At 33.0% G+C, this 22,839-nt stretch carries 27 protein-coding genes; 6 read left to right on the forward strand and 21 right to left on the reverse strand.

What is annotated here, in order from left to right:
- Positions 1–8 precede the first annotated feature (8 nt).
- The 4 genes from OZP06_RS13420 to OZP06_RS13435 are packed head-to-tail and all read left to right on the forward strand — an operon-like array spanning position 9 to position 4,532.
- Positions 9–1,070 carry a PDDEXK nuclease domain-containing protein gene (locus OZP06_RS13420; RefSeq protein WP_269224617.1) on the forward strand — a complete coding sequence of 354 codons (1,062 nt, stop codon included), beginning with the start codon at positions 9–11 and terminating at the stop codon, positions 1,068–1,070.
- A 9-nt stretch (positions 1,071–1,079) separates the two neighbouring features.
- On the forward strand, positions 1,080–1,490 hold the full coding sequence (locus OZP06_RS13425) for a nucleotidyltransferase substrate binding protein (protein WP_269222310.1): 411 nt from the start codon (positions 1,080–1,082) through the stop codon (positions 1,488–1,490).
- The gene (locus OZP06_RS13430; RefSeq protein WP_269222311.1) at positions 1,490–1,792 is read left to right on the forward strand and encodes a nucleotidyltransferase domain-containing protein; all 303 of its coding nucleotides are present in this window, start codon (positions 1,490–1,492) and stop codon (positions 1,790–1,792) included. Before OZP06_RS13425 ends, OZP06_RS13430 begins: the two co-directional genes overlap by 1 nt.
- Positions 1,793–1,808: 16 nt before the next feature.
- On the forward strand, positions 1,809–4,532 hold the full coding sequence (locus OZP06_RS13435) for a DNA gyrase/topoisomerase IV subunit A (RefSeq protein WP_281323828.1): 2,724 nt from the start codon (positions 1,809–1,811) through the stop codon (positions 4,530–4,532).
- A gap of 30 nt (positions 4,533–4,562) precedes the next feature.
- Here OZP06_RS13435 and OZP06_RS13440 read toward each other — a convergent pair whose 3' ends face one another.
- From OZP06_RS13440 to OZP06_RS13510, 15 genes are all read right to left on the reverse strand, one after another.
- Positions 4,563–5,231, reverse strand: coding sequence for a 3'-5' exonuclease (locus OZP06_RS13440; RefSeq protein WP_269222312.1), 669 nt, complete (start codon positions 5,229–5,231; stop codon positions 4,563–4,565).
- A complete protein-coding gene (locus OZP06_RS13445) occupies positions 5,231–7,150 on the reverse strand; it encodes a DUF294 nucleotidyltransferase-like domain-containing protein (protein WP_281323829.1) in 1,920 nt (639 codons plus the stop codon). Before OZP06_RS13445 ends, OZP06_RS13440 begins: the two co-directional genes overlap by 1 nt.
- Before the next feature lie 72 nt (positions 7,151–7,222).
- The gene (locus OZP06_RS13450) at positions 7,223–7,999 is read right to left on the reverse strand and encodes a TerC family protein (RefSeq protein ID WP_269222313.1); all 777 of its coding nucleotides are present in this window, start codon (positions 7,997–7,999) and stop codon (positions 7,223–7,225) included.
- A 31-nt stretch (positions 8,000–8,030) separates the two neighbouring features.
- Entirely contained in the window at positions 8,031–8,405 is a 375-nt protein-coding gene (locus OZP06_RS13455) for a DNA topoisomerase IV (protein ID WP_269222314.1), read from the reverse strand.
- 182 nt (positions 8,406–8,587) lie between these two features.
- On the reverse strand, positions 8,588–9,163 hold the full coding sequence (locus tag OZP06_RS13460; protein WP_281240176.1) for a DUF1572 family protein: 576 nt from the start codon (positions 9,161–9,163) through the stop codon (positions 8,588–8,590).
- A gap of 3 nt (positions 9,164–9,166) precedes the next feature.
- A complete protein-coding gene (locus OZP06_RS13465) occupies positions 9,167–10,174 on the reverse strand; it encodes a PDDEXK nuclease domain-containing protein (RefSeq protein ID WP_269222316.1) in 1,008 nt (335 codons plus the stop codon).
- Positions 10,175–10,267: 93 nt separating this feature from the next.
- A complete protein-coding gene (locus OZP06_RS13470) occupies positions 10,268–10,840 on the reverse strand; it encodes a pentapeptide repeat-containing protein (RefSeq protein ID WP_269222317.1) in 573 nt (190 codons plus the stop codon).
- Positions 10,828–11,142, reverse strand: a complete 315-nt coding sequence (locus OZP06_RS13475; RefSeq protein ID WP_269222318.1) for a type II toxin-antitoxin system RelE/ParE family toxin — start codon at positions 11,140–11,142, stop codon at positions 10,828–10,830. Before OZP06_RS13475 ends, OZP06_RS13470 begins: the two co-directional genes overlap by 13 nt.
- Positions 11,127–11,357 carry a hypothetical protein gene (locus tag OZP06_RS13480; RefSeq protein WP_269222319.1) on the reverse strand — a complete coding sequence of 77 codons (231 nt, stop codon included), beginning with the start codon at positions 11,355–11,357 and terminating at the stop codon, positions 11,127–11,129. The genes OZP06_RS13475 and OZP06_RS13480 overlap by 16 nt, the downstream gene beginning before the upstream one ends.
- Positions 11,358–11,383: 26 nt before the next feature.
- Positions 11,384–11,602, reverse strand: a complete 219-nt coding sequence (locus tag OZP06_RS13485) for a DUF6095 family protein (protein ID WP_269222320.1) — start codon at positions 11,600–11,602, stop codon at positions 11,384–11,386.
- A gap of 35 nt (positions 11,603–11,637) precedes the next feature.
- A complete protein-coding gene (gene murQ / locus OZP06_RS13490) occupies positions 11,638–12,453 on the reverse strand; it encodes an N-acetylmuramic acid 6-phosphate etherase (RefSeq protein WP_269222321.1) in 816 nt (271 codons plus the stop codon).
- A 96-nt stretch (positions 12,454–12,549) separates the two neighbouring features.
- A complete protein-coding gene (locus OZP06_RS13495) occupies positions 12,550–12,999 on the reverse strand; it encodes a GNAT family N-acetyltransferase (RefSeq protein WP_269222322.1) in 450 nt (149 codons plus the stop codon).
- A 76-nt stretch (positions 13,000–13,075) separates the two neighbouring features.
- On the reverse strand, positions 13,076–13,519 hold the full coding sequence (locus OZP06_RS13500; RefSeq protein ID WP_281323830.1) for a hypothetical protein: 444 nt from the start codon (positions 13,517–13,519) through the stop codon (positions 13,076–13,078).
- 407 nt (positions 13,520–13,926) lie between these two features.
- Entirely contained in the window at positions 13,927–14,595 is a 669-nt protein-coding gene (locus OZP06_RS13505) for a ZIP family metal transporter (RefSeq protein ID WP_269222324.1), read from the reverse strand.
- A 37-nt stretch (positions 14,596–14,632) separates the two neighbouring features.
- A complete protein-coding gene (locus tag OZP06_RS13510) occupies positions 14,633–15,421 on the reverse strand; it encodes a class I SAM-dependent methyltransferase (RefSeq protein WP_269222325.1) in 789 nt (262 codons plus the stop codon).
- A 94-nt stretch (positions 15,422–15,515) separates the two neighbouring features.
- Between OZP06_RS13510 and OZP06_RS13515 the strand changes: the two genes are divergently transcribed.
- Positions 15,516–16,688 (forward strand): THUMP domain-containing protein, encoded by a 1,173-nt coding sequence (locus OZP06_RS13515; RefSeq protein ID WP_281323831.1) that lies wholly within the window; start codon positions 15,516–15,518, stop codon positions 16,686–16,688.
- Between the two features lie 124 nt (positions 16,689–16,812).
- Here OZP06_RS13515 and OZP06_RS13520 read toward each other — a convergent pair whose 3' ends face one another.
- Together OZP06_RS13520 and OZP06_RS13525 are read right to left on the reverse strand one after the other, a co-directional pair.
- Positions 16,813–18,063: a hypothetical protein gene (locus OZP06_RS13520; RefSeq protein WP_269222326.1), complete on the reverse strand. Its 1,251-nt coding sequence runs from the start codon at positions 18,061–18,063 to the stop codon at positions 16,813–16,815.
- Positions 18,064–18,105: 42 nt separating this feature from the next.
- Positions 18,106–18,513 carry a hypothetical protein gene (locus OZP06_RS13525; protein WP_269222327.1) on the reverse strand — a complete coding sequence of 136 codons (408 nt, stop codon included), beginning with the start codon at positions 18,511–18,513 and terminating at the stop codon, positions 18,106–18,108.
- A 403-nt stretch (positions 18,514–18,916) separates the two neighbouring features.
- On the opposite strand from OZP06_RS13525, the gene OZP06_RS13530 reads away from it, so the two are divergent.
- The gene (locus OZP06_RS13530) at positions 18,917–19,153 is read left to right on the forward strand and encodes a hypothetical protein (RefSeq protein WP_269222328.1); all 237 of its coding nucleotides are present in this window, start codon (positions 18,917–18,919) and stop codon (positions 19,151–19,153) included.
- A 91-nt stretch (positions 19,154–19,244) separates the two neighbouring features.
- On the opposite strand, the gene OZP06_RS13535 is transcribed toward OZP06_RS13530, so the two are convergent.
- The 4 genes from OZP06_RS13535 to OZP06_RS13550 all read right to left on the reverse strand — a co-directional run bounded on the left by OZP06_RS13535 (position 19,245) and on the right by OZP06_RS13550 (position 22,728).
- Positions 19,245–20,072, reverse strand: coding sequence for a DUF6048 family protein (locus OZP06_RS13535; RefSeq protein ID WP_269222329.1), 828 nt, complete (start codon positions 20,070–20,072; stop codon positions 19,245–19,247).
- Positions 20,044–20,583 (reverse strand): DUF6452 family protein, encoded by a 540-nt coding sequence (locus tag OZP06_RS13540; protein WP_269222330.1) that lies wholly within the window; start codon positions 20,581–20,583, stop codon positions 20,044–20,046. Before OZP06_RS13540 ends, OZP06_RS13535 begins: the two co-directional genes overlap by 29 nt.
- 42 nt (positions 20,584–20,625) lie before the next feature.
- Positions 20,626–22,038 carry a 23S rRNA (uracil(1939)-C(5))-methyltransferase RlmD gene (rlmD, locus tag OZP06_RS13545; protein WP_269222331.1) on the reverse strand — a complete coding sequence of 471 codons (1,413 nt, stop codon included), beginning with the start codon at positions 22,036–22,038 and terminating at the stop codon, positions 20,626–20,628.
- A 225-nt stretch (positions 22,039–22,263) separates the two neighbouring features.
- Complete coding sequence (locus OZP06_RS13550) at positions 22,264–22,728, reverse strand: hypothetical protein (RefSeq protein ID WP_281323832.1); 465 nt, start codon at positions 22,726–22,728, stop codon at positions 22,264–22,266.
- Positions 22,729–22,839 lie beyond the last annotated feature (111 nt).

Genomic DNA, 22,839 nt, shown 5'->3' on the forward strand with positions numbered 1-22,839 from the left:
ATTTGCTAGTGTCAGAAAATCTTCAAAATAAAGTTTTATTTTCTCAAGTAGTCGAACTATTGCAAAATGCTCGTCAACAGGTTTTGCGTACTGTAAATTCAACAATGGTTTACACCTATTTTGAAATAGGAAGAATGATTGTGGAAGAAGAACAAAACGGAAAAGACAGGGCCGAATATGGGAAGCAATTATTAAAAGGACTTTCTCAGCAATTGACAAAGGAGTTTGGGAAAGGGTTTTCTGTTGAAAATCTTGACCGAATGAGGAAATTTTATAAAATATATTCAATTTCGTCATCAGTGATGACGAAATCTCAAATACAAATTTCCGAGTCACTGACTGGGGAATTTAAAGATGAAAAAACGCAATCACCAATTTCGTTTTTCAAACTAACTTGGACACATTATGTTTTCTTAATGCGAATTGATGACTTAAACGAAAGACGTTTCTACGAAATAGAATCCGAAAAATACAATTGGAGCGTTCGGGAATTAAAACGGCAATATGATTCGGCACTTTATACACGATTGGCTTTAAGCCGAGATAAAGAAGGAATTTTGAAACTCTCTGAGAAAGGCCAGATTATAGAGAAACCAAAAGACCTTATTAAAGATCCCTATATTTTGGAATTTTTAGGATTGCCTGAATTGCATCAATATTCTGAGTCGGAGTTGGAAGAAGAAATTATCAATAAATTAGAGCATTTTTTATTAGAATTGGGTCACGGTTTTACTTTTGTAGCTAGACAAAACAGAATTACCTTTGATGATAAACATTTTCGAATCGATTTGGTTTTTTATAATCGAATATTAAAATGTTTTGTTCTAATTGATTTAAAAATAGGAGAATTAAAACACCAGGATTTAGGACAAATGCAAATGTATGTTAATTATTACGACAGAGAAATGCGTTTGGAAGATGAAAACAAAACCATTGGAATTGTACTTTGCCAAAACAAAAGTGATTTGGTTGTAGAATATACTTTACCTGAAAATAACGAGCAAATATTTGCCAGTAAATACAAAACAATTCTGCCAAGCAGAGAAGATTTAATACAATTAATTTTGTAATTTGAAACTATGGAAAATCAAGATATTCGTTGGAAGCAAAGATTTGAGCATTTTGTAAAAGCTTTTAGGCAATTAAAAAAAGCCAAAGAGTTAAAAAATGAACGAGATTACACTGAATTAGAATTACAAGGTGTGATACAAGCTTTTGAAGTTTCGCAAGAATTGTCATGGAAAGTGATGAAAGACTTCCTGGAAGACCAAGGGAAAACAGATTTGTTTGGGAGTAAAATTGCAGTCAAAGAAGCATTTAATGTTGGACTTATTTCAAATGGTGATGTTTGGTTTGATATGATTAAAAGCAGAAATTTGACTTCTCACATATACGATGAAAGTGAAGTTTTAGCAATTTTAGAAATTATTCTAAATGATTATTTTCCTGTTTTTATAGATTTTGAAAATAAAATGAAAACTTATTTGTAATGTTTGGAATATATCCTAAAAGTTGGGAAGAGATTTTATCAATAATTGAAGATTGTTCTTCTATTGATGAGGTTGTTATATATGGTTCCAGAGCCAAGGGAAATTTTAAAGAGGGTTCGGATATAGATATTACACTAAAGGGAAATGTCGATAAAAAAGATTTAAATAAGTTGTGGCACAAACTAGATGATAGCTTTATTCCGTATAAATTCGATATTTCAATTTATAATGATTTGAAATCGGAAAGTTTAATTGAGCATATTCAAAGAGTTGGTAAAATTTTTTATAAAAGAATAAACTGAAATAAATTCAGCATAAATGAAAGACGAAGAAGACGATAACATAATCCCAGCAAACGAAGAAAATAATTCGGAAGATCAATCAAATGATGAAAATCAGGATGATACTGATTCCGATGAAATTATTGACGTAGAAGCCAAACATTTTGAAGGAGGGCATTTTTATGAGAATGATAATGAGGAAGGCGATACCATTACCAAAGTTACAGGAATGTACAAAGATTGGTTTTTGGATTATGCTTCTTATGTAATTCTAGAACGTGCTGTTCCAGCTATTGAGGATGGTTTCAAACCGGTACAGCGAAGAATTATGCACTCTTTGAAAGAGTTGGACGATGGTCGTTACAATAAGGTTGCCAATGTTGTTGGTCACACCATGCAGTATCACCCGCACGGGGATCAAAGTATTGGTGATGCAATGGTACAAATTGGGCAGAAAGAATTATTAATCGATTGCCAAGGGAACTGGGGGAATATCTTGACGGGTGATGGAGCTGCGGCTTCTCGTTATATCGAAGCGCGTTTGTCAAAATTCGCTTTGGAAGTTTTGTATTCTCCAAAAATTACCGATTGGGGTGTTTCTTATGATGGACGTCGTGCCGAACCGAATAATTTACCGGTAAAATTCCCATTATTACTGGCGTCGGGAGCGGAGGGGATTGCAGTAGGTCTTTCGACCAAAGTCTTACCTCATAACTTTAATGAGCTGATAGATTCATCCATTAAAATCTTAAAAGGAAAACCATTTACCTTATATCCGGATTTCTTGACACAAGGTATTGCAGATGTGTCCAATTATAATGATGGATTGCGTGGTGGACGTGTTCGTGTTCGTGCCAAAATTGGTCAACTTGACAAAAATACGTTGGTGATTACTCAAATTCCGTTTTCTACTAATACGACGACTTTGATTGACAGTATTTTGAAAGCCAACGATAAAGGTAAAATCAAAATCAAAAAAATTGAAGACAATACGGCCGCTGAGGTTGAGATATTAATTCATCTTTTCCCTGGGGTTTCTCCAGATAAAACGATCGATGCTTTATTTGCATTCACGGCCTGCGAAACTTCGGTGGCGCCATTAGGCTGTGTAATTGAGGATAATAAACCTTTGTTTATTGGGGTTTCGGATATGTTGAAGATTTCGACTAACAGAACGGTTGATTTGCTTCGACAAGAGTTGGAAATTCAATTAGAAGAATTAAAAAATAAATGGCATTTCTCGACTTTAGAGAAAATCTTTATTCGTGAAGAAATGTACATTGAATTCAAGTTGTATGGAGATAGAGAGTCGTTGTATGTCTATTTATATGATCGTTTTGAGCCTTTCAAAAAATCATTTGTTAGAGATATTCATGATGATGATTTGCATCGATTAACTCAAATACCAATGATTCGTATTACTCGTTTCGATTCTGACAAAGCTGATGACTTTATTGCTAAGTTAGAAGAAGAAATGAAGGAAGTAGAGCATCACTTAGCTAATTTAGTTGATTTTGCGATTGCCTATTTTTCAAAATTAAAAGAGAAGTACGGAAAAGGTAGAGAGCGCCAAACCGAGTTGCGTATTTTTGATGATATCGAAGCTACAAAAGTGGTTTTAAGAAATACCAAATTATATGTAAATAGGGAAGAAGGTTTCGTTGGGACAAGCTTGAAAAAAGACGAATACGTTACCGATTGTTCTGATATTGATGATGTAATTGTTTTTCTAAGAAACGGAAAAATGATGATTACCAAAGTCGATGCCAAAACCTTTGTTGGAAAAGATATTATTCATATTGCTATTTTTGACAAAAGTGACAAACGAACCATTTATAATATGATTTATCGTGATGGAAAATCGGGTCCATCGTATATCAAGCGATTTAATGTGACGGGTGTTACACGTGACAAACCATATGATTTAACGAATGAAACTGCGGGATCACAAATTTTGTATTTTTCGTGTAACCCAAATGGAGAAGCAGAGGTGATTACTATTTTATTGCGACAAGTGGGAAGTATAAAGAAATTGAAATTTGATATTGATTTTGCTTCTTTAGCAATTAAAGGTAGGGCTTCCAAAGGGAATTTAGTTTCTAAATATCCGATTAAGAAAATTGAATTGAAGGAGAAAGGGATTTCAACTTTATTGCCAAGAAAGGTTTGGTTTGATGATACGGTTCAACGATTGAATGTTGATGCAAGAGGAGAACTGTTGGGCGAATTTAGACCAAGTGATAAAATTTTGGTGGTATCACAAGCGGGAAAAATCAAAGTCATTACGCCGGAGTTATCTACACACTTTGATGAAGATATGATTGTCTTGGAGAAATGGATTCCTAAAAAACCAATTTCGGCCATTTATTATGATGGTGAAAAAGAGCGTTATTACATCAAACGTTTCTTGGTAGAAACCGAAAATAAAGAGGAATCATTTATCACAGAACATCCTAATTCAAGATTAGAAATCGTAGCAACAGATTATCGTCCTGTAGCCGAACTCGTTTTTCCTAAAATAAAAGGAGTTCAAAAAGAAAATCAGACTGTAGATATTGAGTCGTTTATAGCTGTAAAAGGTTTTAAAGCACTAGGAAATCAATTGACTACCGATAAACTGAAACAAGTAAATTTATTAGAACCATTGCCTTACGAAGTTCCTGAGGAAATTATTCCAGAAGAATTAGAAGTTAAAGGAGATACTAATATTGACGATTCGGACATTCAATTGGAAGATGATGGTCAGGTTGTTTTGTTTTAGAATCAAGAAAAGCTCCAAAAGGAGCTTTTCTTAATTAAATAAATCTCTTAAAGTAAATTCGGTTTTACCTTTTTTATCCTTCAACTTTTTTACAATTTTCAAGAAAGCGATAGCGGTTATGTAAGCATCTCCCATTGCAGTATGGCGGTCTTTTTTTGAAATATCAAATTTATCGGCAAGATCATCCAATGTGTAATGTTCTTTTCGTTCCAAAAGATTGGATATAATTAGTGTTTTTTTATAAAGAAAAGCAGTGTCTAACGTTTTGTTTTTTAATTTAGGGAGATTGTTTCTTTCTAAAGCGCAATTAATCATTGTTATATCAAAAAAAGTATGATGGGCAATAATTATTGCATCATCCAAAAAAGTCAGGAATTGTTCTAAAGCTTCCAGTTCTGACGGTCTTTTAATGATCCAATCTTTTAGAATCCCATGTATTTTCGCCGTATTTTCATCATAATGTTCTTGCTCTATAAAAATTTCAAAACTTTCTGGAATAGCGATTACTCCATTTTGTAAAGTGACAGCACCAATGCAAAGTATTCTGTCAGTGGTGTAATCAAAACCAGTAGTTTCGGTGTCTAAAACTACAAAACGAGTGCTTTCGACTGTTTTTAATAAGGATTCGTCAATTGGTTTTTTAAAGTATTCTAGAAAACTAAATACAATTGCTTTGCATTTTATATAAAAATTTACCATTACAAAATATTTGATGGATTAAAGCGAATAGAAATAATTTCTTGTATTTCTTTAATAGTTTTAAAGGTACTCTTGAGTTTTATTTTTTCTAATTTGGTTAAATCTCCCAAAGCAATATATTGACCGGAATCATTATGCAAAAGTCCTTGTTTTGTTCTAAATTTTAATAATGCTCTATAGGAATAAGAACAAGCTAGGTACAATTCTTTATTCTGCGGTTCCAATTCCGCTAATTTTTCAAAACGTTCTGGAGTATTACTGATGGATTTTACGGAATGAGATAAAATCAAAACTCTTGCGGCATCACTCAATGGCATTAAAGCTCTTCTTTTTATATCAAAAAAATCTTTGTTAGCCCCATCTTGTTCTAATAAAAATTCTCTAAAGAATCCTGTTGGAGAAGGACTTTGTAATGCACCACTCACCAAATGAAGATAAAATACAGGATTTGCTTTTATATCTTCTAGTATATAATCGGATAGCTTGTTTGCCAGTTCGCTATCGCCATACGAAAGACTGTAATCAAAAAAAATGAAAGATAATAGGACTTCATCTTTTCCAGTATTTGTAATCCAATGGTGTACAAGTTTTTTCCATTCATCAAGACTCAAACACCATTTAGGATTAGACGCCATCATTTCGGCAGGGCAATAATCATAACCAATTTCAAATAATCCTTTGTTGACATGAGTGGCTAATTCCAAGAAATATTTTTTAGTTTTCTCTTTTAATTCTTCTGGTACATCTTCATAAACTAAAGCATTGTCCTGATCCGTTTGTAATAATTGTTCACTGCGCCCTTGACTTCCCATGGCCAACCATGAAAATTTAACAGGTGGCGGGGTACTCATTTTTTTTAATGCTATTTCAATTACTTGTTGAATACACACATCATTCAATTCTGTAATTATTTTTGATGTCAGCGTGATTGGGATATTTTGATCCAAATAGCCTTGTAATAATTGCATGATATTGGCTCTTATGGGCTTGATTTCCTTATTTTTTTTGGCTCTTTTTACCGCTTTTATCAATACGGCTGGATTGTTTCCTAGCGAAACCATCACATCATGTTTAGAAAGGATTCCAACCGCTTTTGTGTTTGGAGTACCATCCTTTGTTAAACAAATATGACTGATGTTACTTTTCATCATTGCCATTTGTGCTTGCGTGGTAGTCAGTTTTTTATGATAAGTAATTACAGGACTTGTCATAATTACTGATGCCGATGTTGTGATTGGAAATTCACCAGTTACAATTTTGTTTCTTAAATCTTTATCGGTAATGATTCCAATGGGGAGTTTATCTTCTACAACAAGTATTGCGCCAACATTTTTTTTGGTCATAATTTGGGCTATTACTTTTGCTGAAGTTATAGACGAACAAGTGACTATTTTTTTAGAATATTTTACGGGTTGAATATCAAATAATTTGGTATCAGTATCCAGAATTTCTCCAGCTAAAGTTTCTCCATATAGCTTTCCTCTATGACTTTTAGAATACGGATTTCGAGTATTTGAAGCAAAACTTTGAATCAAAAAATTACCAACATCTTTATTCTCTAGTGCATAAGGTCTAAAAATTGAAATAGGAATAGCATAAAGAATACTTTCTTCATAAGTTCTAGCTTCCATTTTGTAGTTTTCATTGGCGATAAGTGGTCTTAAACCAAAAACATCCCCTTCATCACACATATCGATAATGTTGTTTTTTGGACTTTTCCTTAGTGCGACAGCTCCTTTATGAACCACATAAAATGAATGATGTGTTTCTTCATTTTCTGAAAAAATAACACTGTCTTTTTCTTTATAGATGATAGAAATTTGTTCCGAAAGGATTTCGATATCTTTTTGGTTCAAAAAGGTAAAAGGAGGGAAGTTTTTTAAAAAATCGGCAACTCTATGGGAAATAGTATTTTTCATTGTACTGAAACGATAATAAATTATGTAAAAAAAAATCCAGCTACTTTTGGTAACTGGATTCTTTGAATCCTATTATGAATTTTTCTTTTTGGTCATTTTCATGTTTAATATTTCTACAAATAAGGAGAATGAAATAGCAAAGTACAAATACCCTTTTGGAACAGGAGTCACATGACTGCCAAAAATAAGGGCGTTAGATAAATGGGCACTTTCGGTCAATAACATAAACCCAATTAAAATTAAAAAGGATAAACCCAAAATTTGAATAGATGGATGTTTGTTGACAAAATTTCCAACAGGAACCGCGAATTGCATCATAATCAAAACCGAAATAACTACTGCAGTAATCATTATATACAAAGCACCTTCAACGCCATTGGTCATACCAACAGCAGTCAAAATACTGTCAAAAGAGAAAACCAAGTCTATCATTATAATTTGAAGTATTACACTTTGAAAAGATTTTGCCGCAGCCTTGCCTAATTCTTTTTCTTCATGACCTCTTTCGTCTACTTTTTCACGTATTTCATTCGTACTTTTATAAATTAAGAATAAGCCCCCTAATAATAAAATAACACTTTGCCCCGTAATTCCAGCATGTAACCAAGCCCAATCTATCGTGAACCAGGGTTTTTTCATTTGGATCAAAAAATTGATTCCAAACAAAAGCCCAATTCTCATGAACATGGCTAAAAACATTCCTATTTTAGTAGCTTTTTTACGGTCTTCAATTGCTAATTTTCCAGTTGCAATAGAGATAAAAATGATGTTATCAATACCTAAAACAATTTCGAGAAACGTTAATGTTAATAAGGCAATCCAAGCATCGGGGTTCAAAAATACTTCCATTTTATATTCTTAGAGGTTTAGTATGTGTTTCTTAATTTGAAATTTTGGTAACTGTACCGCGTTGTTTCTCATCAACACCCATCATTCCAAATTCAAAGGTATAGGAATTTTTTGTAGTTGTCAAGATTTTCATGTCAATTGCCTTCTCTTCGGCCTTGTTTTTAGGATGTTTTTTTTGCAAAACATACTCGCAATCATTCACCCAACGTACTGTTGAAGTGTCCGTTTTACCCTCAAAAGTCTCAATTTCAATACTGTCATTACGTTCAAAGACTGTAGTTTTTTTAATTCCGTCAATTTCATATTCAAATTTAAATTTCCCAGTTTTAAAGTCAGCACAGTTGCGATCCGTATTATAACAGGACATAAAGAGTAATAGTGGAGAAAGCATTATTATTTTTTTCATTTCAAGTCGTTTTAAGTATTATTTGGGCCTTGTCCAGCTGTTCGTTGCAACTCCTCGTGCTATCCCCTTTTTTTCCAATGCCCCAAAAGGAGCTTCCTTTGGTCGCTCTTTTGGAGCAGGAAAAAATAGGGTATAGCCCTGCGGGGTTTTCACTTCCATCTGGGGCAGTGATGTTCGTTGTCTTATTTCAATCTTCTAAATTCTTCTTCCGTAAAATTTTTAATCGATTTCTCTTGTGCAAATTTATCGGCATTATAACTATTCGATTTATTTTTTGGAATGGATAAACTATTCCAGTCACTATTTTTTAATTGTTTGGCATAAAAAATAATTTGACCAATATGATACGGATAATGCGCCAGTTGCCTGTTGATGGCTTCAATAACCGTATGACCTTCATTCCTGATGTAAATTATCTCCGAAAGTTGATCTGTTTGCAAACCGTCTAAAGCGCTGAGAAAGCAATCCCAACCTGCATTCCAAGAGATCAATAACTCATCTTTGGTTTGTAAATCATTTTCAAATTCAGTATCACGGTTTCTTGTTTCTTTCTCACCATCTGTAGTTAGGAAATCGGTCCAACGTGACACCATATTTCCCGTAAGGTGTTTTACAATCACGGCAATACTATTGGTGTCTTTGTTTATAGATACAAAAAGTTGTTCCGGCTCTAGTTGCTCCATGGCTTTTTCTCCCAACATTTTATAGTAGAGAAATTGCTTTTTTACGCTTTCAAGATAGGATGTGGTTGCATTCATAAATTAAAATATTTCTTGTTCGTTACTATATCCCGTATCGAGTGACTCTAAAATCTCTTTCCACTTGCGCTGTAGTAGTTCTTTACTAGGAAGTTTTGTTTGATAATCGGCTACTAATGTCGGCGATACTGTTCGGCTTAAAGCATATTCTACAACAATGTCATCTTTGCCATTGCACAACAATATACCAATGCTGGGTTGTTCATGTGGTTTGCGAATATCTCTGTCTAGTGCTTCAAGATAAAAATTAAGCTGTCCTAAATGTTCGGGTTTAAATTTTTCTATTTTCACTTCAATAGCGACCATACAATTTAGGGTTCTGTTATAAAACAAAAGATCAATGGCGAAATCTTGATTTCCTACCTGCAATGGATATTCTTCTCCCATAAAAGCAAAGTCTCGCCCAAATTCCAATAGAAATTTGGTTATGTTTTGTGTAATTGCTTTTCTTAAATCTTTCTCTAAATGACTTTCAGGTAATTGAAGTAATTCTAATACATATGTATCTTTAAAAGTGTTTGTTACTTCTTTTGGAAAAACTCCCGACAGTGTGGCGAGTTTTTCATTTGCAAGCATTATACGTTCAAAACAAGATGTATTGATTTGTCTTTCAAGTTCTCTAACTGACCATTTTTCCTTGATACAAAAAAGTAAGTAAAATTCTTGTTCCTCTGGACTTTTAAGCGGTAAAATCAGTCTATTTTGTGACCAGCTTAATTCTCTCGACAGTGTTGCGAGTTTTGGAAAATCTTTATAGGTCTCAACAAATTGCTTCATTCTCCATATATTTTGAGGAGAAAACCCAACTATATTGGGTTCTGACTGCTGAATAAAAAGAGACAGTTCTTTTACTACCGATTTACCCCAAGCTTTCTTCTCTACTTGCTGGCTTACATACTCCCCAACATGCCAATAAAGAGTTACCAATTCCTTGTTTACAGCATGGAAAGCATTCTCTTTTGCTTTTGATAGGAGCGTCGTTATGTGTGAAAATTGTTCTTGGAGTTCCATACGGTAAATTAAATTGTAACAACAGATGCTTATTTTCGTGAACCTTTTTCAAAGTTCAAAACTTTGACAAAGGTGTTAATTTGATTCGGATCATCATTCAATTTTTATATCATATTTATCCAAAAGTCCAACAATTCCCTGACTGGAAAACTTGGCTTTTTTCATCGGATTGAATTCGGGATCTATTTTATAATTGTAAGCAGTTGTAAAATCGACTCCGGCCAAAAGAGTATCGTTAAAAATGGCATTATCCAAATTACAGTTCTCAAAAACCGAATTGGTCAAATTGGTTCCAATAAAAGTTACTTCTTTCATCGAACACGAATTAAATTTGGTTTTGGGCATTTTTTTATTGGCAAACGAAGAATAATCCAAAACACATTCCAGAAATTGAACATTGAACAAGAAATCTTCACAGCTCTGAAATTGAATGCCTAGAAGTTTACAGTTTTTGAAACTAACCGATTTTAAACTTGTTCCTCCTAATTGTGTCATTGATAAATTACAATCAATGAACTCACAATCCATAAAGGTATTATAGGAGAAATCACTATTGGAGAAATCACAGTTTTTGAAAATGCAATCTTCAAATTCCCGATTGTTGATTTTTTTGTCAAGATATATGACTTTTTCGAATGTTTTTTGAACGTGAATTAGGTTTTCCATGGGAGTTTTTTGGATTTGCGTGCAGTATGTCTCACACGGAGAATTTGAATGGAACTATCAGTAATTCGATAGGAAATACTATAGTCGTAAATATAATAAACTCTAAAACTCCCGTCGTTATTGACTTTTTGAATGTCGAGTTTGTAGATTTCGGGATTAGTTTTTAGGATTTCGGTACTTTCGAAGATAGTGTCAGTTACTTTATCTGCAATTCGAATTGATTTGCTTTCAAAAAAAATATAAAAATGAATATCCTCCAACTGTTCTAATGCATCATAAGACCAGATTATTTTCTTCCCCATTTTTTTGAAATTTCCTTAGCTTCTTCTTCTGAATAAAAACGTCCGTCTTTAATACTTTCTAATGCATTATCAATATCAAGATTATATTCAATTGCAGTATCTTCCGAAGTGGAATTGATAGACTGCAATAGGTGTTTCATTTTTTCTATAAAAGAGGGGTCTTTTACTTTGTCAATTTCTTGATGAATCCAATTTATTTCTGCTTGAATATCCATAATTGCATTTTTTGTAAAGATACAAATTAGTCGTTAAATATGCCTTTCATTATTATTTTCAAACCCACAAACATTAAAACCATCGATGCTAGACACGCAATGATTCCAATGGCCAAAACCAAATAGTGCCAATCATTTTTCTGATTCATAAATGCATTATAAATCACTGATGGCCCTATAAATATAAGGGGTAAAGCACCCGTTAAATATTTGATTCCTTTTGCTAAGTGTTCTTTGTTTGCCATTTTTGTGTTTTATAGTTTTTGTTAAAGACTATTTTCTATTTGTTGTTATAAAAATCTACTGCTTTTCTCACGCTTCCGTGTTTTTTTAGCAATTCGGAGCCTTCTTCGTAGGTAACAGGAATTTCACCCATAATCATTTTTACACCACGATCAACCAGTTTGCTGTTGCTTAATTGCATATCGACCATTTTGTTTCCTTTCACTTTTCCAAGCTGAATCATTGTGCTAGTCGTAATCATATTCAGTACTAATTTTTGTGCAGTTCCAGCTTTCATTCTGGAACTTCCTGTCACAAATTCTGGTCCAACAATAACTTCTATGGGGAATTTTGCCGTTTGCGAAAGTGGACTTCCAGCATTGCAGGAAATACTTCCAGTACTGATGTTTTTGGCATTGCAGGTTTGCAAGCCTCCTATAACATAAGGTGTTGTTCCAGAAGCGGCAATACCAACAACCACATCATTTTCGTTTACATGGAATGCTTTTAAATCTTCCCAAGCTTGTGTTGCGTTGTCTTCGGCATTTTCTACGGCTTTGCGAATAGCGGTATCACCTCCTGCTATAATTCCAACAACCAAATCGAAAGGAACTCCAAAAGTTGGAGGACATTCTGAAGCATCCAAGATTCCCAAACGACCTGAGGTTCCTGCTCCAATGTAAAATAAGCGTCCACCTAATTTCATTTTGGCTACAATTTCGGTAACCAATGTTTCTATTTGCGGTAATGCTTTTTCTACAGCAAAAGGAACGGTTTGGTCTTCTTTATTGATATTGGAAAGTAATTCTTGAACGGACATTTTTTCCAAATGTTCGTATTTGGAAGATTGTTCGGTAGTCTTTGTGAAGTTCATTGTTTTGCTTTAAAATTGACAACTTTTTGTGGGTTGGTAAAGTTAGGGAATTTTAAAAGTTATCTATTCTCTGATAGATGAAAAATATGAAGGATTTTAAAGAATCATTTCCATAATTGGCATAAACCTATTTTTTATGGAAGTTTCAAACTGGCCAATTTTTTTGAATCCAATTTTCAGATAGAATTCCTCTGCATTTGGTTCTGAATCCAATATTATTTTTTCGAATTTTTCGATTCTCATTCGATTTATAAAATCGTTGATCAAATATTTTCCAAATCCTTTTCCAATATATTCAGGGAGTAAAAATAAGTTGTCCAGTTTTATGTTTTTTTCGTCTTTAATGAGGTACGAATAATAGCCGATAATTGTATTGTCATTTACTAATTTGAAGACTGGATTATTTTCAATATATTCTTTGGAAATGGTTAGGTTGTCAATCCACTGTAAAATTTGTTCTTCTGAATATCCCCAATAGGCTTTTGACTTTTTAGTTATTTCAGTCAAAATTTCATTATCATTGCTTGTTGCTTTTTCAACTTTCATTTTTTGCAATTACAGTAAATTTTAAAAAAAATAAAGAAACTATTTCTATAAAGTTGAATTTACTTTAAAATCAAAATCAAACAATTTTAGCTCTTTGTTCTTCTTCGATTTTATGAATTTTATAAATTTCATCCTTTTTGTTTTCTTCTTCTTCATTGTTCTCAATAAGGACATTATGCAAACGTTCTGCCATCTTTTCGATGCTATTTGTAATTGAATCGCACACCAATTCCATTCGACGATGTTTTTCTTCTTTTACTGCTTTTAGAACATTTTCTACAAAAAATTTATCGTATTTTTCAGCAACAGAATCTCGTGTGTTGGTCAATCGTATTACAGATTCATTACTAAATATTGTAACTCTAAAGTGTTGTTCTTCATTGCTTAAATAGTATTTTCCACCCAATTCGTCGCAATTAATATCGGTTGCTCCAATTTTTAGCAACTCGGTAATTATTCCGAAAATATGATTTTCAATTTTGGAATATGCTCTTTGCTTTTTTTTGAAAATACTAAACATTTGTATTTCTACTCGTTATCGTTTTTCTTTTGTTTTTTTTCATCTTTTTCCTGTTGGTTAAATTTTGTACTGTTTTTGTGTCAATTCTACTATGGACAGAAACTTCTCAGTTAATAAGTTGCGACAAATTAACAGTATTGTTTTTGATAATGCAAATTATTTGGATTAATTGTGTGTAATCAAGATATTTTCATTATTAATTAACCTTTTAAAGTGCAATTAAATAAAACCAATTTGGGGTGTTTTTTGAAGATCAAAGTTGTTTGATACGTGAATTGCGTGAGGGACAGGAGCTAGCTACCGAAGTAGCGCGGATTGCCCGACCGCATTGAGCGAAGGGGCTCTATGAGCGATACTATAAATAAGCCCCTTTGCTTAATGGGGTCACGCCCAAAGATGTATTTTAGTTATATTAAGTATGCCAATAGAATTCCAATTACGATCATGGATATTTTGGCGATATTGAATTTGTGTCCTTCGCTGCTTTCAAAAATGATAGTGGATGAAATATGGAATAATATACCAATAACGATCGCAGTAATCTCTGAGTAATAGGTGTTTAATTGAGGAATATATTCTGATACTATGGTGCCTAATGGTGTCATAACTGCAAAAGTGACCATGAATAAAAAAATAGCATTTTTATTAAGACTGGAACTCACAAAAAAGGAGGTCAAAATGATGGCTATGGGTAAATGATGAATTGCAATTCCTATGGCTAAATCGTGATGATGACTTACCGGAAATCCTTCAAGAAAAGCATGGATGCAAAGGCTGATGAATAATAACCAAGGAATTTGGTACATTTTGGCATGTCCGTGTACGTGACCGTGTTCGGCACCTTTGGAAAAAAACTCTAAAATAATTTGGAACAAAATACCCAACATTATAAAAAGGCCGATGTTGTGGTTTTTACTTTCATATACCTCTGGCAAAATATGCATTACAGTGAGAGATAGCAAGAACGAACCACTAAAAGCCAGTAAAAGTTTGAGGTTGGTTTTACTTTTTGGCTTTAGAAACAAAGCAATAATATAACCAATAAGTACGGAAAGTAAAGGCAAAAGATAATTCATGTTTTTTGTTTAATCGTTTGTTTTGTTGTAGAACCAATTACTTAAAAATCATAATTAATCTTTCGCTCTCCGTTTTATGGAATTTTTTTAGTTTGTAATCTCCAAAAATATCCAATAAAAAGATGCCTGTTTCTTCCATCATTTGTTCAAAGTCTTTTAATGTAAGTGCTTTTACTTTCTCGGTGAAATGGTATTTTTTACCTTGGTCTTCAAAGTCAATTTCTTTATAAATATGACCTTCTTTTAGGTAACGTTTGATGTGAAAATTAATTCCATCAACTTGTTTTACTTCTTCTGGAACCAAAGTATTAAGTACATTGGGTACGTTCATAAAATCGATTACAGCGAAACCATATTCGGATAAGCTTTCTTTAATGGCTTTTAGTGTGGTGAGATTGTCCTCATCGTTTTCGAAATATCCAAAACTGGTAAACAAATTGAAAATGGCATCAAATTTATCTTCAAAGGTTTCGCGCATGTCATGTACTTGAAAATGCAGGGTTTTATTGCTGTTTTTTTGCGCTTCTAGAATGCTGTTTTCGGATAAATCGGCTCCTATAACATTGTAGCCCAGTTGGTTTAAGTAAATAGAATGACGGCCTTTTCCACAAGCAAGGTCAAGTACTTTGGCTTTTTCGGGAAGATTAAGATAATGAGTTAAATTGTCCATAAACAATTGCGCTTCTCTATAGTTCCTTTCTTTGTAAAGAATATGATAATAAGGACTGTCGAACCATGATGCAAACCAGTTTTTCCCATCGGAATTGGTACCGTTGGTTGCGTTCTGGATACTGTTATTTGATTTAGGATTGTTTAAATCTGGCATTTATTCTTTTTCAATTAATTTAAGTCCCGCAAATTTAGTGTATTTTTGCTGAATATTAATGATAACAATTCCCCCATTTGGGGGTTAGGGTGATATGGAGAATTTTAAGATGATTGCTAAAACCTTTTTTGGTTTTGAAGAAATACTAGCAAAAGAGTTGACATTACTGGGCGCACAGGATGTAGAGCAGGGAGTGAGAATGGTTAGTTTTAAGGGGGATAAAGGATTTATGTACAAAGCAAATTTATCCTTGCGTACAGCTTTGAAGATATTGAAACCGATTTATTTTTTTAAAGCAAGAGACGAGCAAACGTTATATAAAGGAATAAGAGGTACAAATTGGTCTAAATATATCAATGCAAATCAGACTTTTGTGATTGATGCAACGGTACATTCGGAGTATTTTAATCATTCGGAGTTTGTGTCTCAAAAATGTAAAGATGCTATTGTAGATCAATTTCGTGAAAGAACGGGACAAAGACCAAGTATTGACAAGGCTTTTCCTGATTTGAGAATCAATATTCATATTGATAAAGATCAGGTTTCGGTAGCTTTGGATACTTCTGGGAATTCATTGCACCAACGTGGGTATAGAACGGCTACGAACATTGCTCCTATAAATGAGGTTTTGGCAGCGGGTATTTTATTGCTTTCGGGTTGGGATGGCCAAACGGATTTCTTGGATCCCATGTGTGGTTCTGGAACTTTTCTTGCCGAAGCAGCAATGATCGCCTGTAATATTCCTGCGAATATAAATCGTAAGGAGTTTGCTTTCGAAAAATGGAACGATTGGGACAACGATTTGTTTGATAATATTCAAGATAGTTTATTGAAGCGAGTTCGCGAATTTCATTATACTATAAAAGGGTATGATAAAGCTCCATCTGCAGTTCAAAAAGCAAGAGATAATATTAAGAATGCCAATCTTGATGAATACATTAAGATAGAAGAGCAAAACTTCTTTGATACTGAGAAAACTTCAGAAGGGAAATTGCATATCGTTTTCAATCCGCCATATGATGAGCGTTTGGATATTCACATGGAAGAATTTTATAAAAGTATTGGAGATACCTTGAAAAAAAATTATCCGGGTACAAATGCTTGGTTTATTACAGCAAACCTAGAAGCGCTGAAATATGTAGGGTTAAAACCTTCTCGAAAAATAAAACTTTTTAATGCAAGCCTTGAAGCCCGTTTAGTGAAATACGAAATGTACGAAGGAAGTAAGAGAACGAAGTTTCAAAATCAGAATTCGGATATAAGTTAGTAGGTCATAGTATTTAAAATCTTAGTTTAAAATAGATTCCAATAATTGCAACTTAAAAAGTGTAATTGTTGGATTTTTTTTTCGAGTTTATTTGAGTTTTTTTAAACCTAGATTCTGATTGTTTTTATTTTGACTTTAAATCAGATTTTCCAAGCCCGTAGTTTATACCAAAAACTGTAAATAGCGATTTGTCAAAGCCAAAATTGGTTCCGTAAGATCCTGTGAGGTATAAATTGTCGCTGATTTTGTATTGTAATGTTCCAACTCTTCTTTCGCTATTCAAGTTGCTGTTATTCGAATAGTCTCTTTTTAAATATTCAAAGGAAAGGGATAATTCTTTTATGGAATATTCTATCTTGAAGCCTAAATCAAAAGCATTTTGTTTGTCAAATTCATTCACTGTGTTTTCTATTAGTATATTGTCACTGATAAATCGGGAGCACATCATGAGCGAAAGATTATCATTCAGCTCTTCATGGTCAAAACTGAACGCATTTAGTGTTGCATTTATCCATATACCACTTCTGTTGAAGCGTTTGTTTTCTGTTTTATTTTCTGGAAAGGCTTCTGAATAAGCAAAGGCTGCATCTAATTGAAATAAAGGAAGATCATCTAGTTCTTTAAGGTAATTTTGACTGAGCGTGTCTTTTTTTATGTTGGTTTCTAATAAATCAGGAGCTTGATTTTCTAAATCATCTAATTTCTTTTTAATCAGTGTTTTTTGAGAAATGGTATTTATGTATTTTTCATTGATGACCCGCTTTAATGAATCGTTATTTGCAGTCATTAGTTCATCGTAAAGTTTTCTGATTTTATATGATGTTGCATTGAGTAGAATCTCAAGGGAATCAGTGTCTTTTTGGTTGGGTCGTAATTCAATTACTCTTTTGGAAAAATTAGCTAATGCTGTCCTTAATTTCTGATTTTGTTTCTCATTTCGAAAAGTAAACACATTTGTTCTAACGCCAAAAGCAATATAGTTTGTGTTTTTCACTAAACTTCCTAAAGTCGAATCATTCAAAACCGATGCAATTGAGATACTCATTTTGTTGAATAACCCGGAGAATGAATTTGATTTATTATTTTCTTGGATGTTTAAATATTGAGAAACGGTTGCATTTTTATTTTTAAAATACCAATAAGGTGAAATTTCAAGTGCAACGTTTTTTGGAAGTGCTGTTCCATTGCTTGTTAAACTCATAAGACTTGCTGCAAACGCTTTTGGGTTTGAAGGTTTATCAATAGTATTGGGCGCAATGTCAAGAATTTGAAATCCAGGCGCATTCAGTGTTTTTAGATCTTTAATTTCAATATCTTGTGCAAATAATGGAAATGAACAGAAGAGTATTAGTATAGCCAGTATATTATTTTTCATCAGAAAATAGATTGGTTGAATTTTATTTTATTGAAATATCATTTATCCCAAAAGCAAGTCTATCCTTTTTATGGCAACAATAGTTTCTCCACTACTACTTTTCTTTTTTTCGGACACAAGTAATTCTATTGGCTGTTTTTGATTGGCTTTGCCACCTTCCAAATAATAATGAATCTCTAAGTTTTTGAAGCAATTCTCCCAAGCCGATTTTGGCACTTTTGTCAACACAATATCTGTTTCTATTTTTACTGTTGCACCATTAAGTTTACTGTCTATTCCTAAGCTTGTTTTGCTGATTAAACCGGCTCCATTGTTTGAAAATCCTTTATTAATGATGCTTCCATCTTGGAATAATTTTATTTCTGTAGTTGCAATACCGTGTGTTGAAACAGTTACAGTTATAAAAATTTCATTCTCTCGTTTTTCAATTAAGTAAACTTCATTTTCCATAATTGGATGGCTTAAGGTGGATTAATATTTTTATTCTATTTTAATTAATAGGTTTCTATTTTTTGAAAAAACATTCAACTTGATAGTTTAACGTTTTGCATTTGGAATCGAAATAAATTTGAGTTGACGTATTTTACAATAAAAAATATAATTCTCAATATTAATTTATTCATTAGTAAAGTGTATTTTGCTAGTAGTCAAAAAGTTGGCGTTTTTATTTTTTGGTATTTGATAAAATTAATACATAAATCAATACGAAAAAAAGTAAAGTTAATTATTAAAATTGTAATTGATTGGTTTGTATTTTAAAAAGCTTATCAATGAGGTAAAATAAATAATTGTTTTTATGGAGAATTATCTAGATTTTGAATTAATTTTGAATTTATATTTTAAATTTAAAAAAATGTCAAAATTACAGGTAAGAGCGTTTCTATACAATTTAGGATGCTTTGCAATATTGTTTGTCTTGTTTCGTTATTTGGTAGAGCATTACACCAATTTAACTGGTTTTTGGATTCCGATGACCGCATTTATTGCAGGTACTATATTGGCGCCAAAATTTCAAGCTGTAAAAACCAAAGATGGTGAAAAGCTTTTCATGTCTTGGTTGTTTGTTAAAGGGATTAAAGAAATCGGATAAATAGCAGTTTAGTTTTTAACTAAAATAAAAGGAGAACAATTGAGTTTTAAATTTCAATTGTTCTCCTTTTTTATTGGGTTTTGTTATACTTTTATTTTTTTGGCGCTACTTTTTTGGTGGCAGTAACTTTCTTTTTATAGATAGGAATAAAATAAGAAACACTGTAGGTAAATCCAGCTCCAAAATTACCATCATACGTTCTATTGAATCCTGGAATGTATAGGTTTTCAAAGTTTGTAGGTTCGGAATTTGTAATTAACATTTTCAATTGCAGACTAAAGCCTACATAAATATTATTAAAAACTTTTACATTTACTCCAGCAGCTACTTCGGCCCAACTTGCTGTTAAACCATCAAAGGTAGTTCCAGATGTTACGCTTGGAGATTGCTGGAAATAAGGATGAGGATTGTAAATTTCATAACTGTTTAATGTCTCACTAAATGTTCCAAAGCCATAACGCATTCCCAAAGTGATACGATTTTCCATATCCAACCAATTTGTATACGCATTATAATCAAATCCTACTTTAATATATGACCCCTTGCTAGTAGTATTTAATTGTGGGTCATCTACAGTGATGTTTTCATTTCCAAGTTCACCATATAAATAATAGTTTTTAGTTAATCGATAATCTCCTGTAAAGGCAATTCCTTTGTAGTCAGTATCATAAAGTGATCGTGCGATTTTATTTATATCGACACCAACGATCAATCCATAACGATCCGTTTTGGGTTTGATGCTGTCTTTTTCAACTACTTCAAGTTTTTTATCAGCTTTCTTTTTAGAAGTAACTATACTTTTAGATTCGGTTATTGTAACTCCTTGCTCTTTGCTTGTTGTAGTCTTTTCTTGTGCTTGAGCAAAAAATAATGACAACAAAAAGCAAATACTAAAAGAATATTTTAATGATAATTTCATTTTCATTTGCTATGTTATTTTTTGCGACGGATATGTATTGCATCCATTTATCATCTGCTGTAGAAGCGTCGGTATGTATTAGAGGTGAAATTGGATCTAGATTAAAATTGGTTTTGAAACCACAAGCTCTGGAAACATATATATTTTCACGAGTATATTTAATTTCCAAATTGTCTTCATTAACCAATAAAGGGTTTGAATTGCCAAAGTTTAAAATGAACTTATATTTTACAACATCAGTCTCAGTGTTTAATGGCAACAAAACAGTATCTGCATTTGATAAATATTTTGTTTCAGTTGTACTGCTTGTGTTTAAAACTACACCTTCCGTTTTTCCTTCTCCAATAATTTTTAAATTGGTTACATTCTTTTTAACGGAAGGATTTGAAATGTCATAAAACTGAATAAGCATTCTTGGTGTAGTGGGAGTATTTGGGTCACAAATATCATCCGGTTCACAACTGGATGAGGCGAAACCAAGAATCAGTAAAAATGCAATTATTTTTTTCATATTTTTTCTTGTTCCCCCTTCTGGGGGTTAGGGAGTGGCGGCTTATCGTCTTTCTAAAAGTACAACATTTTCTACGTGATGCGTTTGCGGAAACATATCCACAGGACGCACTCTTGTAACTTTATATTTTTCGTCCATTAAAGCCAAATCACGAGCTTGTGTAGCCGAGTTGCAACTCACATAAACCACTTTTGAAGGTTCTATTTTTAGAATTTGTTCGATTACGTCTTTGTGCATTCCATCTCTTGGTGGATCCGTAATAATCACATCGGGTTTGCCATGTTGTGCAATAAATTCTTCGTTGAAAACCACTTTCATATCTCCAACAAAAAACTCGCAATTGGTAATTTCATTGCGTTTTGCATTGGCTTTGGCATCAACAATCGCTTCTGGAACACTTTCTACACCAATTACTTTTTTGGCATTTTTAGATACAAATTGGGCAATTGTTCCTGTTCCAGTGTACAAATCATAAACGACTTCGTTACCGGTAAGTCCAGTAAAATCTCTGGTTATTTTGTACAATTCATACGCTTGATCCGAGTTGGTTTGGTAAAAAGATTTGGCATTAATGCTAAATTTTAGTCCTTCCATTTCTTCCAAGATGTAATCTCTTCCTTTGTATAATTTGATATTGGTGTCATACAAAGTATCGTTTGCTTTATTGTTTACCACATATTGCAAGGACGTAATCTGAGGGAATTTCTCGTAAAGATGATCTAGAATTAACTCTCTGTTGGCTTTGTCGTTTTCAAAAAACTGAATCAAAACCATGATTTCTCCTGTCGAAGCCGTTCTCAACATCAAGGTTCTTAGTAAACCTTCGTGCGCTCTCGGGTTAAAGAAAGTCAAACCATGCTCGTTGGCAAAAGCGCGAACTTCGTTACGTATAGCATTGGATGGATCTTCCTGTAAATGGCATTTGTTAATGTCTAATATTTTATCCCACATTTTTGGAATGTGAAAACCAAGTGCATTTCTATTACCTAAATCTTCTTCGCTTCCAATTTCGGCTTCAGTCAACCAACGGCTGTTCGAAAACGAAAATTCCATTTTATTTCTATAAAAAAACTGCTTTTCAGAACCTAAAATGGGTTCAAATTCAGGGAGTTCAATTTTTCCAATGCGTTGCAAATGGTTTTTTACCTCATTTTGTTTGAAAACCAATTGTTGGCTGTAATTCATGTTTTGCCATTTGCAACCGCCACAAACACCAAAGTGTTCACAAATTGGTTCAACTCGATATTCTGATAATTCATGAAAAAGAACTGCTTTGCCTTCATAATAAGCCTTACGCTTCTTAAAAGTTTGCACATCAACCACATCCCCAGGAACTACATTTGGGATAAAAACTACTTTTCCATCGGGAGCTTTTGCCACCGAAACGCCTTTTGCACCAGCATCAAGGACTTTTATTTGATGAAAGACAACTTTGTCTGTATTTTTCTTTGCCATAGCGCAAAAATAAGGCTTTGAATTTATTTATGGATTTTAATTTTAATTTTTTTTAATAAAATCATGAGAAGTATTTGGTGTCTAGTCTCAGTATTCTGTCAGAGTTTTTGATATTTCATATTTTCAAGCGGTACTGCAAACTTTTTTTGACTCGTCTTAACTCTGAAAACTGCGACTCGGACTGAAAACTTTTCTCTGCTCATTGCACGGGTGAAAACTTAAAATTCACTCATATTCATCCTTCCAGTTTTTGGTCGTGACGGCCGAAGCCTTATTTTCGGAGTTCATTGTCACCCGAAGTTCCTTATTGGCCTTCACATACTCAAAAAGGGCTTTAAATCGGAAGATATTTGTATAATCAGTCTTGTTCGGAATCATTTCCACAAATTCAAGATCTTTAAAAAGACCATACTTTAGGTTGTATTTCACACATATTTTTTTGATATTTTCAGGAGTAGATTTGGCAATGACTTTATCGGTGGCTTCACTTTGTGTAAAAGGCTTAAATTTTACATTATTACAGGTTGTCAAAATTCTTTTTCCCAATTCGTAAGCTTTGGCTTTTTGAGTTACTTCCTCTGCATTCATTTCCGTCGGCTCAATACTTTTACCCATTTTTTTTCCATTAACGGTTTTGGTTTTACAGCCAATAAACGCCAATAGACAGCATATTATAATTACTTTTTTCATGATACTATAAGTTTCAATAAGAACGTAAGTTAGTGAAATAAAGTGTAATTAATTCATTATTAGAGTCTAATCCCGATTTTCGCTGCAATCGGGGCAGGGGAGCAGTGGTTT

This window comes from Flavobacterium sp. IMCC34518 (assembly GCF_027111095.2).
GTDB classification, from domain to species: domain Bacteria; phylum Bacteroidota; class Bacteroidia; order Flavobacteriales; family Flavobacteriaceae; genus Flavobacterium; species Flavobacterium praedii.